Consider the following 12,862-nt stretch of genomic DNA (forward strand, 5'->3'; position numbering starts at 1 on the left):
ATATTGGGGCATCGCGTGACAACGCGGTGCCCTTAGTGTATCCGATTGTGAGTTTGATTTTCATCAAACGATAATTATTAAAATGAAGGTGCTATATGTCTGAAGACCCAGTTTATAAACGTGTTTTGTTTAAAGCCTCTGGTGAGGCGCTTATGGGCGATCAGGGATTTGGTATTGATGTTAATGTTGCAGACCGCATAGCGGGCGATATTGCAGAAGTTCATAGAATGGGTGTCGAGGTTAGCGTTGTTGTTGGCGGCGGTAACATTTTTCGCGGCGTGGCAGTTGCTTCCAAAGGCGGTGATCGCGTAACCGGTGACCATATGGGTATGTTGGCAACAGTCATCAACGCACTGGCGTTGGCGACATCTTTGCGTAAATTAGGTGTGGAGACGGAAGTTCTATCAGCAATCGCGATGCCGGAACTATGCCAGAGTTTTTCTCAACGCGCTGCAAAGCATCATCTTATTAAAGGTCGTGTCGTCATTTTTGCCGGTGGCACTGGCAATCCATTCCTGACAACCGATACTGCTGCTGCTTTACGTGCGGCTGAGATGAATGCCGATGCTATTTTCAAAGGTACGCAGGTCGATGGAATTTATACCGCTGACCCTAAGACGACGCCTGATGCAACTCGCTTTAATGAATTGACCCATGATGAGGTCTTACGGCGCGGGCTTGCTGTTATGGATATGGCAGCTGTGTCGCTTGCGCGCGAAAATAATATTCCAATTGTTGTGTTTTCTATCCATGAGAAAGGTGGTTTTGCCGAAATTCTTAGAGGTGGTGGACGTTCAACGATTGTGCGTGATAACTAATATAAATATTGCTGAACAGAATCTTATGGAGTGGAATATGCCCGGTACTGATTTGAATGACCTGAAACGTCGTATGGACGGAGCTGTTACAGCGTTCAAGAAAGAACTAGCTGCACTAAGAACAGGACGCGCATCCGGAAATCTGCTTGATCCGGTTATGGTTGATGCATATGGATCGAAAGTACCTCTCAATACGGTTGCCAATATTACCGTTCCAGAACCACGCATGCTTGCCGTTAATGTTTGGGATAAAACAATGGTCGCTGATGTCGAAAAAGCGATTCGTAATGCCAATCTTGGGTTTAATCCTATCACTGATGGTCAAAATTTACGTATTCCAATGCCAGATTTGAATGAGGAACGTCGCAAAGAATTGGTTAAGCTTGCTGGCACATATGCTGAAAATGCAAAAGTTGCTATTCGTCACGTTCGACGTGATGGCATGGATGGCCTTAAAAAAGCCGAAAAGGATGGTGATCTTGGTAAAGATGACGCACATGCTCAGTCTGAAAATGTACAAAAAGCAACAGATGATGTGACCAAAGAGATTGATGTTTTGCTTGCAGATAAAGAAAAAGAGATCATGACCGTTTAGTCAGATCAAGTTTGGGCGGGCCAGCATTTTGCAGACATTTTCAAATAATATTCCCGAACATGTAGCTATTATTATGGATGGCAATGGCCGATGGGCTAAAGAGCAGGGGTTGCCTCGAAGTGCAGGTCATAAAAAGGGTGTAGAAACGCTCCGCCAAGTGGTCACAACATCAGGAGAAATTGGAGTTAAATATCTAACGCTTTTTGCATTTTCTTCTGAAAATTGGAGCCGGCCAGCCGAAGAAGTCGGTTTCTTAATGGGACTGTTAAAAACCTTTATGAAGCGTGATTTGGGAAAACTTCGCGATAAAAATGTTCGCGTACGCATAATTGGTGGCCGAGAAAATCTACAATTGGATATCTTAAAGCTTTTGCTAGAGGCAGAAGAGTCAACAGCGCAGAACACGGGTCTAAATCTTGTGATTGCATTTAACTATGGCGCTCGTGATGAAATCGCAAGGGCAACAAAGAGAATTGCAGCCGATGTTAAATCTGGCCTGTTGGATGTAAATGATATCAATGAATGCTGTGTATCTTCCTATCTTGATACAAGGTCCATTCCAGATCCCGAACTCATCATTCGCTCCAGTGGGGAGCAGCGATTGTCAAATTTTCTGTTATGGCAGGCGGCATATTCAGAGTTTGTTTTTGTAGATGAGCTGTGGCCTGATTTTACAAAAGATGTCTATTTATGCGCGATTGATAAGTTTAAATCTCGCGAAAGACGTTTTGGCGGTGTTGTTCCCCAAAAAGTTGCTGTAACTTCTTGAGGATGAACTTCGATTATATATGTTCTTTGCGTAATTAAACGTATACCTTTATAAAAAAAAGGGCTGCTACTTTGTGCATTTCTCATATTAAGAACAATTATTTAGCAAGAATCGCATGAGCAGAGAGTTAAAGCTGCGCACCATTTCTGCGATTGTGTTGGCAATATTGGCTATATTCTCGACCTGGATGGGTGGTAAGGTATTTGCCTGCGTAGTGATTGTCGCTGGGTTCTTGATTTACTATGAGTGGAGCACCATCACGGCTCTAAGGAGTAAAAGTATTCGCGCCAATGGTGTTGCATGGCTGACACTGGTTCTCAGCTTTTCATTTTTGCTGTTTGATTTACCGATTTATGCTTTTGTTGTTCTTCTAAGTGGCGCTGCTGTTGCGATGACTTTTGGCGCAAGACAGGGTGTTTCGGCGGTATCTGTAGCGGGGATTTTTTATGCAGGATTTCCTGTCATCGCGCTGACCGAGTTACGTGGCGATGGGCTCTTCGGGCTATTTGCAGTAATCTTTGTTTTAAGCATTGTTTGGGCTACCGATATTTTTGCCTATTTTTGCGGTAAAGCGATAGGTGGTCGAAAGTTAGCTCCCGCCATTTCACCAGGCAAAACGTGGTCGGGTGCCATATTTGGTTTGGCAGCAGGTGTGGGTATTGGGCTTATAAGCGTGATGATGCTCAGGTATGGCGGCGGAATTTTCGTTCCAATCGTTGCAGCAGTAATTTCCATATCAGGTCAAATTGGAGATTTGTTTGAATCTTGGATCAAGCGAAGATATGGGGTCAAAGATTCAAGCCAGCTTATACCTGGACACGGAGGGTTTATGGATCGGTTAGATGGTGTTATTTTTGCCGCGATAATCGCGTTTGTAATCGCTACCCTAAACCAGTATTATAGTGGTATTGATTCAAGTTCGATATTGGCTGTACACCTCTTAGACTTATAGATTTCAAACATTACTACTCCTCAACTGGACAAAATTATGGATATCCTCAGTTCGCTATATTCGATTTTGACTGGAAATGTTCTTTCCTTCATTGTTGTTCTTTCAATCGTCGTTTTTGTACATGAGATGGGACATTACCTTGTCGGTAAATGGTGCGGTATTCATGCGACAACATTTTCCATAGGTTTTGGTAAAGAACTCTTTGGATTTACAGATAAATCCGGAACTCGCTGGCGGTTAGCGTTAATTCCATTAGGTGGATACGTCAAATTTTTTGGCGATCAAAATGCGACAAGCGCATCAGATGGCACAGCGATAGAAATGTCCGAAGCTGACAAAGCTCGTTCTTTTTATTATGCGTCAGTAGGTCGTCGTGCATTGACGGTTCTCGCCGGACCAATGGCCAACTTCATTCTCACCATTCTTATTTTCACAGCAATGTTTGCGACATTTGGTCGGCAAATTGCTGATCCAATCATATCGGAGGTTGTTGCTCAATCGCCGGCCGAGAAAGCAGGTCTTCAGAAGGGGGATTTGTTTGTTGCTGTTGACGGTATAGAGGTAATCGTTTTTCAAGATCTAAAACGCTATATAAGCTCCAGACCTGAAACAGAAGTTGCAATTACAGTTAAACGAAATGGGCAGGATGAAATACTGACCTTGATTCCTGATCGGATTGTAAGCAAGGATCGTTTTGGAAATGAGATAGAAGAGGGGCGAATGGGAGTGATGGTAAGTGCCGAAGGAGGCAATTTCCGTCAGCAGATATTCACTGTTCCTGAGGCGGTAGGACAGGCTTTTTCTGAAAGTTGGTTCATCGTAACCCGTACATTTGATTATATTGGCAACATATTAGTCGGTCGTGAAAGTGCAAAACAACTTAGTGGCCCCATAGGGATCGCGAAAATTTCAGGTCAGGTGGCCACCTTGGGTGTCCTTGCACTCGTACAATTGATGGCAGTAATTTCACTTTCTATTGGCTTGCTGAACTTAATGCCCATACCTATTCTCGATGGCGGTCATTTGGTGTTTTATGCTTTTGAGGCAATGTTGGGGCGGCCATTGAGTCTCAAGACACAAGATTATGCGTTGCGAGTAGGTATAATGATTCTCTTATCGCTTATGATATTCACCACGTTTAATGATGTCGGTTCTATCTACAAAAACATAGTTGGCAGTTAGTAGTCGCCTATTTTGTAAGGATCTTTGGTAAAATAGTGAAATAATTTGTTAACCCTAAAACATATCAGTTGAATGGGTGGCGTGATAAATAATAAATAAGTAAACGGAATTTAACGCTTTTCCTTGCTTGTAGGGGAAAAGCGTTTTAAACGTAAACCATAGTGCGAGTCTGGGCTAGGTTCAGGCGCGCCGTTGCGTTGTTAAAAGAAGGTACGTAGTGCAATGAAGTTTCGTTCTCGTCTGTTAAGTGCTGTTTCAGCCGTCTCATTATCGGCAGGTATCGCGATTACAGGAGTTGGCTCAGCTATGGTTGTCATGACTGGTATTGCCGAGGCCGCTGTGGTTAGCCGCATTGTTGTTCAGGGGAATTCGCGCGTTGATGCATCAACAGTGCGTAATAATCTGACTATCACACCAGGTGGTCGTTTTAATAATGATGATATTGATGAGTCAGTTAAGCGTCTTTTTGCAACGGGGTTCTTCTCCGATGTTAGTATTCGGGTTGCTGGTGGCAGCCTAATTGTTGATGTCTCTGAAAATCAGGTTGTCAATCAGGTTGTTTTTAACGGTAATAAAAAACTTAAAGACCGCCAATTGCAAAATGTCGTGCAAACCGCATCATTGGGACCGTATAATGATCTAATCGTTGCTGCAGATATTGAGGCTATAAAAAGCGCATACGCTGGTATCGGTCGAGATGATGCAAGCGTAACGACACAAGTTGTGCCTTTGGGCAATGGCCGAATTAATATTGCGTTTCAAGTTAATGAAGGCGACAGAACAAAAATTTCAAGAATAAATTTTGTTGGTAACAATTCTATCGCTAATAATCGTCTTGCTGATGTTATTTCGACGAAGAAATCTAACTTTTTGAGCTTTCTCAGCCGTAAAGATATTTACGATCAAGATAAATTATTGGCTGATGAGGAGCTTCTAAGACGGTTTTATTATAATCAGGGCTTTGCTGACTTCCGTGTAACATCGTCCTATGCAGATCTTAATGAAGCTACAAATGAATATGAAGTTACCTTCACTGTTGATGAAGGTGAACGCTATAAATTTGGTGCTATTAATGTTGATAGTACGATACCGGGCATAGACACAGATTCATTGGCTCGCGTTATTAAAAGTAAATCAGGTAAAACTTACAGCGCAAGATCGGTAGAAGATACGATTACAGCAATTGCAGATGAAGTAGCCGCGCAAGGCTATCCATTTGCGCAGATTACGCCACGAGGAGATCGCGATTTTTCTGGCCGAACAATATCGGTAGATTACCTTGTTGATGAAGGTACACGCGCCTATGTTGAACGTATTGAAATCATTGGTAATACGCGTACAAGAGATTACGTAATCCGTCGTGAGTTCGATATTAGTGAAGGTGATCCTTACAATCAGGTTCTGTTGCGTAAGGCTACTAAGCGCCTAAATCAATTGGGTTATTTCTCATCCGTCGACATATCAACGCGTCCTGGTTCTGAAGCTGATCGTGTGATCTTGGTTGTAAATGTTCAAGACAAGGCAACCGGCGAGTTCGGAATCGGTGGTGGTTATTCAAATACTACAGGGGCGTCTGCTGACATTTCCATTACTGAGAAAAACTTCTTGGGTCGCGGTCAATTCATTAAGCTTTCAGCGGGGCGTGGCGAAAATACGCAAAAGTACAATCTTTCATTCACGGAGCCCTATTTCCTAGGTTATAGATTGGCTGCAGGATTTGATTTATTCAGTGAAGAAGATACCTCAAACAGCGGTTACACAGCCAATACGCAAGGTGGAAGCTTAAGAATCGCAGCGCCATTGACGGATTATTTGTCATTGTCTGCCGCATATAATTATAGTCTGGTTAAATACCCGTCAGTGTCTACAATTGCATCAAATCCGGAAAAAGCTGTTGTTACTGCAGGAAACCGTACAACGTCTTCTATTTCCTATGCACTTACATATAAGAATTTTGATGATGAGCAATTTACACGTGAAGGTTACGGTGTTCGTTTAAATCAGGAAATTGCTGGCTTAGGTGGTGACGCTCAATACATCAAGACGACAGCAAAAGCGTCATATTTTGACGTTATTTCCGAGGCTGTTGATCTTATTGGTTCTGTGAAAGTGGGTGCAGGGTATGTGCAAGCGCTCAATGGCAATAATTTGAACGTGTTTGAGCATTTATATCTTGGTGGTGAAACCGTTCGTGGTTTTGATACAAAAGGTATAGGCCCACGAGTATTTTCGGGTGCATCGAATATTGAAGCGGCAGGTGGCACGACGTACTTTAATGCAAGTGTTCAAGTGAGTGCACCATTTCCAGCGGTATCGCGTGACTTTGGGTTAAGGCTTAATCTGTTTGCAGATGCCGCAACATTGTATGGTAATGACATTTCAGCTTCTGATCTTGGTGGACAAACAATCACTGGTTCAAGCATGAAGTGGCGTTCGTCCGTCGGTGTTGGAATTACTTGGGCATCTCCATTTGGGCCTCTTAATTTCTATTATGCGGAGCCTGTTGTTAAACAAAGCTTTGACAAAACTCGCCGGTTTGGCTTTGGTGCTTCAACACGTTTTTAAGTTAAGTAATCCCGTCTTCTTAGGCGGGATTCCATTTGTATGTCTGGTCGGTTGCAATGGGTAATTCTTTTTTCGCTTGTTCGGATAACTTGCCCGTAGCAAAAATAATTGAAATTACCAATGCGCAGGTTGAGCAGGAACTTTCACCTGATTTGTATGTTTCAGATGTTGCGCCAATAGAGCGTGCTAATCGTTCTGAAATTACATTTATTAGATCGCGTAAATCTCTGAATTTATTAGATAAAACAAGCGCTGGATTTGTATTTTGTACAAAGGCTTTGGCGTCAAAGATTCCTGAACATATTATTGCTCTTATTGTTGTAAATCCGCAACTGGCCTTTACCCAGACAATCGCTCTTTTTTATCCAGACGCTTCTACTGCAATTATCCAAAATGTTGAGAACAAAATCTCTGCGAATGCTATCATACATGAAACAGCAAGATTGGAAACAGGTGCACATATAGGTGCGGGCGTTATCATAGGTGCCGATGTATCTATCGGCGAAGGCAGTGTCATCGGCGCGAATACGGTTATTGAACAAGGCTGCAAGATAGGTCGATTATGTTCCATTGGCCCAAATGTAACACTGCAAAACAGTTTAATTGGCAACCGAGTTACTCTTCACGCAGGAGCTTGTATTGGTCAGGATGGCTTTGGATATATAACAACAAAAACAGCGCATCTAAAAATTCCCCAGATTGGTAGAGTTATCATTCAAGATGATGTCGAGATTGGAGCGAATACGACAATTGATCGTGGTGCCTTAGATGATACGGTCATCGGCGAGGGGACTAAAATTGATAACCTAGTGCAGATTGGTCACAATGTAACAATCGGGCGCAATTGCATGATTGTTTCACAGGTTGGAATTGCAGGTAGCGCGACACTCGGTGACTTTGTCGCCCTAGGCGGTAATGTTGGCGTAAATGGTCATATTACCATTGGTGATGGTGCACAAATTGCTGCAAAAAGTGCTGTTCCAGCCGATGTTCCGGCTGGCGCCATTTGGGGCGGAATTCCTGCAAGGCCGATGAAGGCCTTTTTGCGTGATGTAGCTGAAATCAATGCAAGAGCCTTTGGGCGAGGAAAATACAATAAAGATGGAGATTCAAATGAGTGATTCTGATCAAAACGCTTTAGAAACAGCTGACATAATGAAAATTATGGAACTGCTTCCACATAGATATCCATTTCTTCTTGTTGATAAAATTATTGATATTGATGGAGACAGTTCGGCGGTTGGCATTAAAAACGTGACTATGAACGAACCGCACTTTACGGGCCATTTTCCTGCGCAACCTGTTATGCCAGGAGTGCTGATTGTTGAAGCTATGGCGCAAACATCTGGCGCGATTTGCGTCATGAATTCTGGCGTAGAGGCAGATGTCGTTTACTTTATGACTATTGATAATTGCCGCTTTAGAAAGCCAGTTGTCCCAGGTGATCGATTGGAAATACACGTCAAAAAAATCAAACAACGTGGAACAATTTGGAAGTTCCATTGTGAAGGTATTGTAGACGGCAAAAAAGTTGCGGAAGCTGATATTGGTGCCATGCTTGTTGCCAATGAAGAAGGCAAGTAGATGATTTCAGCTTCAGCGCAAGTTCACCCATCTTCGATTGTGGAAGATGGTGCTATTTTGGCGGATGGCGTTAAGGTCGGTCCTTTTTGTATGATTGGGTCAAAAGCTCAAATTGGTAAAAATGTAGAGCTTAAAAGCCATATATCCGTTATGGGGAATACTAAGATTGGTGCAGACACACTCATTTTTCCGCAGGCTGCTTTGGGTGGTGACCCGCAAAACATCCATTATAATGGTGAAGATACTCAGCTGATCATTGGTGAGCGTTGTACTATTCGCGAAGGCGTGACGATGAACACAGGTATGCCTGACGCTGGTAATAGAACTATAGTTGGCAACGACTGTCTTTTCCTCGCATATTCCCATATCGCGCATGATTGTCGTGTTGGGAACAATGTTATCCTTTCAAATAATGTGATGCTTGGCGGACATGTTGAGGTTGGGAACAATGTCATTATGGGCGGCGGGGCTGCTGCGCACCAGTTTGTTCGTATTGGACACCATGCTTTTATGGGTGGTTTGTCACTGGCAAATCATGACGTTATACCATTTGGAATGGTAACTGGCGCTCCTGGTTCACTTATGGGTCTGAATGTTATTGGACTTAGCCGTTCAGGTTTTAGCCGGTCCGACATTCTTTCGATAAGGCGTTTCTATAAACATATGTTTGAAGGGGTGGGGCACTTCAAAGATCGGCTAGAGCAGGCAAAAGCATCCAAGATGAATAGCCTGGAAAAAGATATTTTTGATTTTGTCTCGGTTGATAGTAAGCGGGGTTTTCTATTCCCTCCTCAAGATCGGAAAAGAGGCTGACAATGGCATCTACGTCGCCAAATTCTCAAAGCGACGGCCGATTAGCAATTATTGCTGGCTACGGACAACTTCCGTTTGATGTTGCGCTGGCCGCAAAAGATATTGGTGAGAATCCATTTGTGTTTAAACTTGTTGGCGAAGCTGACCAAAACTGGGACGGATTTGAAACGACAGCTTTTCAAGTTGGTGATTTTTCATACTTAAAACAGCAGATTACACAGCGCTGTATCAAGCGAATTGTTATGGCTGGCGGTGTTAAGAAACGCCCGCAAATTTCACAGGTTCGCCCATCGCTAAACACTATCCTGGCATTACCATCAATAATTCGGAAAATTATCTCAGGCGGAGATGATGCGCTTCTGCGTGGCTTTATTGAGCTGATTGAAGCGCAAGGTTGCAAGGTTGTAGGCGCTCATGAGATCGTTCCTGATTTGCTGGCAGACATTGGTACTATTGGTACGCATAGTGCAGATAAGACAGCTAAGAGTGATATGAAGGTAGCTATTGAAGCTGCACTTAAGCTAGGTGAGCTAGATATAGGGCAGGCTGCTGTGGCTGTCAGTGGCCGTGTGGTAGCGTTGGAGGGGCTTGAGGGTACCGATGCAATGCTCTCTCGTGTTGAAGGTTTACGGAAGGCCGGACGCCTTCCAAACGGTAAAAAGGGAGTGTTGGTCAAATTTTGCAAACCAAAGCAAGATATGCGGGCAGATTTACCCACCATTGGCCCTGAAACCATAGAGCATGCGAAGCGTGCCGGACTAGCTGGGATTGTTCTTGAAGCAGGTAAATCTTTTATCTTACACAGAGACAAAACAATCAAAACCGCTGATAAAGAGGGACTTTTTATTTTGGGCGCTGAACGCGATGTTGCATAGATGAGCAATCTGGGTGGGATAAAGTTAGCCGTTATTGCGGGCGAAGTATCAGGTGATCACTTGGCCGCGGATCTTGTGCATGAAATAAAATTTCAACTTAAGAAGACAGATACAGCACTCGAATTGATTGGCGTCGGTGGCGAGGGATTAGAAGAGGAGGGGCTTACCTCGTTTTTTGATTATTCTGAGCTTTCATTGATAGGAATAGGTGCTGTTTTGAAGCAGTTGCCAAAACTTCTAATGCGCATAAATCAGACCGCTAAGGCGATTATTTCGCAGCAACCGGATGTCTTAATAATTGTAGACAGTCCAGATTTTACACACCGTGTTGCAAAGAAAGTGCATGAAGAACTTCCCGACCTTCCCATCATAAATTACGTATGTCCAACAGTATGGGCATGGAAACCGGAACGGGCGGAAAAAATGCGTGCCTATGTCAATCACGTGCTGTCTGTGTTCCCATTTGAGCCTGAGGTGGTTGCAAAGTTAAATGGTCCCCCACTTACCTACATAGGTCATCGATTGGTTGAAAATAAACAACTGAACAAAGCTCGCTCTGCTCAGAAAAAACGTAAGCTTACCGATCAAGCAAAAACCTTTCTTCTACTTCCTGGTTCTCGCAATAGTGAAATCATGCGTCTTATCGATGTCATGGGTGATGCGGCAGAGGAGTTGGCGATACAATACCCTACGGCGAAATTTGTTATTCCCACGTTAGAGCGATTTCGTGCAAAGATAGAGGATGAAACTAAAGCCTGGTCGGTTGATGTCGATATTGTTACAGGAGAGGCCAATAAATGGAAGGCGTTCGCTGAGGCTGATGCAGCACTTGCAGCATCTGGAACCATATTGTTGGAACTTGCGCTGGCGGGTGTACCTTGTATTTCGATCTATAAAACAGATATCTTGCTGAGAATGCTGTCGTATAAAATCAAAACCTGGTCAGCCGCCTTACCTAATCTCATTGCTGGTTATCCGGTGATACCCGAATATATTGACCATATGCTGCGACCAAGCGCGTTGGCTCGTAAATTGAACCGATTGGCATCTCCGACATTAGAGCGTGAGGCAATGCTGGAAGCATTTGGTCTTGTCCATCAGAAAATGAAGGTAGATAGAGCGCCAAGCGTAATGGGTGCGGAGATCGTCATTTCGCATATAAAAAAGGACGCTAAATAGCGTCCCTTAAACTTAAATTTTAGGTTAAACCTATCGATCTTTTATAGGTGTGTAGTCACGAACAGCAGGGCCTGTATAAAGTTGTCGCGGGCGACCAATACGCTGATTTGGGTCTTCGATCATTTCTTTCCATTGCGCGATCCAACCGACAGTTCTTGCAAGCGCGAAGAGCACTGTGAACATCTCTTTCGGGAAGCCAAGCGCTTTCAGGGTGATGCCGGAATAGAAATCGATATTCGGATAGAGCTTCTTTTCAATGAAGTAAGGGTCAGTCAGGGCGATCTTTTCAAGCTCCATAGCGACTTCTAGAAGCGGGTCATCCTTAATGCCTAACTCGTTAAGCACTTCATGCGTTGTTGTTTGCATAATTTTCGCACGTGGATCGTAGTTTTTGTAAACGCGGTGACCAAAACCCATAAGGCGGAACGGATCATCGCGATCTTTAGCACGAGCAACATATTCAGGGATGCGATCAACAGAACCAATTTCGGCAAGCATATTAAGCGCTGCTTCATTCGCACCACCATGGGCAGGCCCCCAAAGACAGGCGATACCAGCGGCAATACAAGCGAAAGGATTTGCGCCTGATGAGCCAGCAAGACGAACGGTTGATGTGGACGCATTTTGCTCATGATCGGCATGAAGGATGAAAATCCGATCCATTGCGCGTGCGAGAACGGGGTTCACCTTGTAGTCCTCACAAGGGACAGCAAAACACATGCGCAAGAAATTGGCCGCATAATCAAGATCATTTTTCGGGTAAACGAATGGCTGTCCCACATGGTATTTGTATGCCATCGCTGCCAAAGTTGGCAACTTAGCAATCATACGCATAGACGCGACCATGCGCTGATGTGGATCAGTGATATCCGTTGAATCATGATAAAATGAAGACATTGCACCCACACAACCGCAAAGCACGGCCATCGGGTGAGCATCTCTACGGAAACCCGTGAAAAAACGAGACATTTGCTCATGAACCATAGTATGCTTGGTCACACGGTTGTCAAAATCAAGTTTTTGTTCTGCAGATGGCAATTCGCCATGCAGAAGAAGATAACAGACTTCCAGAAAGTCACCTTCACTTGCCAGCTGTTCGATCGGGTAACCGCGGTGCAGCAGTACACCTTTATCACCATCGATGAATGTAATGTCTGAATCACATGATGCGGTAGATGTAAAACCCGGATCAAATGTAAAAGCATCTGTGTTCTTGTAAAGTGCGCTAATATCTATAACATCAGGGCCCAGAGTACCAGAGCGAACAGGGAAGTCATATTCCTTGCCTTCGAAGTTCAAGGTCGCTTTTTTATCTGTCATAATTTTTCCCTTTTGCCGTATCTTATCGCCATAGTCATGGCGAGACTTTCTGTTCTAATTATCATGTGCATTAGCTATACGATTTGCATCTCAATGCCAAGTTTTTATCATAAATATTGTGCAGTGCAATGTATAGAGCGCTTATGCAAACCAAAGGTAATGTTGACAATAGTTGGGCGTGGGTATCATTGTATCCATAAGGGAGCGGTG

12 protein-coding genes are annotated in these 12,862 nt (G+C 43.8%); 11 read left to right on the plus strand and 1 reads right to left on the minus strand.

Features of this window, described 5'->3' with window-relative positions; genetic code table 11:
• The first annotated feature begins 95 nt into the window (after positions 1 to 95).
• From pyrH to lpxB, 11 genes are all read left to right on the plus strand, one after another.
• Positions 96 to 818, plus strand: coding sequence for a UMP kinase (gene pyrH / locus AB2J24_RS10410; protein WP_367385430.1), 723 nt, complete (start codon positions 96 to 98; stop codon positions 816 to 818).
• A gap of 37 nt (positions 819 to 855) precedes the next feature.
• Entirely contained in the window at positions 856 to 1,413 is a 558-nt protein-coding gene (gene frr, locus AB2J24_RS10415; protein WP_162653820.1) for a ribosome recycling factor, read from the plus strand.
• A 28-nt stretch (positions 1,414 to 1,441) separates the two neighbouring features.
• Positions 1,442 to 2,182, plus strand: coding sequence for an isoprenyl transferase (locus tag AB2J24_RS10420; RefSeq protein ID WP_367385431.1), 741 nt, complete (start codon positions 1,442 to 1,444; stop codon positions 2,180 to 2,182).
• 115 nt (positions 2,183 to 2,297) lie between these two features.
• A complete protein-coding gene (locus AB2J24_RS10425) occupies positions 2,298 to 3,134 on the plus strand; it encodes a phosphatidate cytidylyltransferase (RefSeq protein WP_367385432.1) in 837 nt (278 codons plus the stop codon).
• Positions 3,135 to 3,170: 36 nt separating this feature from the next.
• The gene (gene rseP, locus AB2J24_RS10430) at positions 3,171 to 4,316 is read left to right on the plus strand and encodes an RIP metalloprotease RseP (protein WP_367385433.1); all 1,146 of its coding nucleotides are present in this window, start codon (positions 3,171 to 3,173) and stop codon (positions 4,314 to 4,316) included.
• Positions 4,317 to 4,538: 222 nt separating this feature from the next.
• Positions 4,539 to 6,881, plus strand: a complete 2,343-nt coding sequence (gene bamA / locus AB2J24_RS10435) for an outer membrane protein assembly factor BamA (protein ID WP_162653827.1) — start codon at positions 4,539 to 4,541, stop codon at positions 6,879 to 6,881.
• Positions 6,882 to 6,937: 56 nt separating this feature from the next.
• Positions 6,938 to 8,002: a UDP-3-O-(3-hydroxymyristoyl)glucosamine N-acyltransferase gene (lpxD, locus tag AB2J24_RS10440; RefSeq protein ID WP_367385434.1), complete on the plus strand. Its 1,065-nt coding sequence runs from the start codon at positions 6,938 to 6,940 to the stop codon at positions 8,000 to 8,002.
• Positions 7,995 to 8,465, plus strand: a complete 471-nt coding sequence (gene fabZ / locus AB2J24_RS10445) for a 3-hydroxyacyl-ACP dehydratase FabZ (protein ID WP_162653831.1) — start codon at positions 7,995 to 7,997, stop codon at positions 8,463 to 8,465. The genes lpxD and fabZ overlap by 8 nt, the downstream gene beginning before the upstream one ends.
• Positions 8,466 to 9,278, plus strand: a complete 813-nt coding sequence (lpxA, locus tag AB2J24_RS10450) for an acyl-ACP--UDP-N-acetylglucosamine O-acyltransferase (RefSeq protein WP_367385435.1) — start codon at positions 8,466 to 8,468, stop codon at positions 9,276 to 9,278. It abuts the gene before it with no gap.
• A gap of 2 nt (positions 9,279 to 9,280) precedes the next feature.
• The gene (locus AB2J24_RS10455; RefSeq protein ID WP_367385436.1) at positions 9,281 to 10,153 is read left to right on the plus strand and encodes an LpxI family protein; all 873 of its coding nucleotides are present in this window, start codon (positions 9,281 to 9,283) and stop codon (positions 10,151 to 10,153) included.
• Entirely contained in the window at positions 10,154 to 11,332 is a 1,179-nt protein-coding gene (gene lpxB / locus AB2J24_RS10460; RefSeq protein ID WP_162653836.1) for a lipid-A-disaccharide synthase, read from the plus strand.
• A 30-nt stretch (positions 11,333 to 11,362) separates the two neighbouring features.
• Here lpxB and gltA read toward each other — a convergent pair whose 3' ends face one another.
• Complete coding sequence (gene gltA / locus AB2J24_RS10465) at positions 11,363 to 12,652, minus strand: citrate synthase (RefSeq protein ID WP_162653838.1); 1,290 nt, start codon at positions 12,650 to 12,652, stop codon at positions 11,363 to 11,365.
• Positions 12,653 to 12,862: the final 210 nt, after the last annotated feature.

The organism is Lentilitoribacter sp. EG35 (assembly GCF_040784015.1).
GTDB lineage: Bacteria > Pseudomonadota > Alphaproteobacteria > Rhizobiales > Rhizobiaceae > Lentilitoribacter.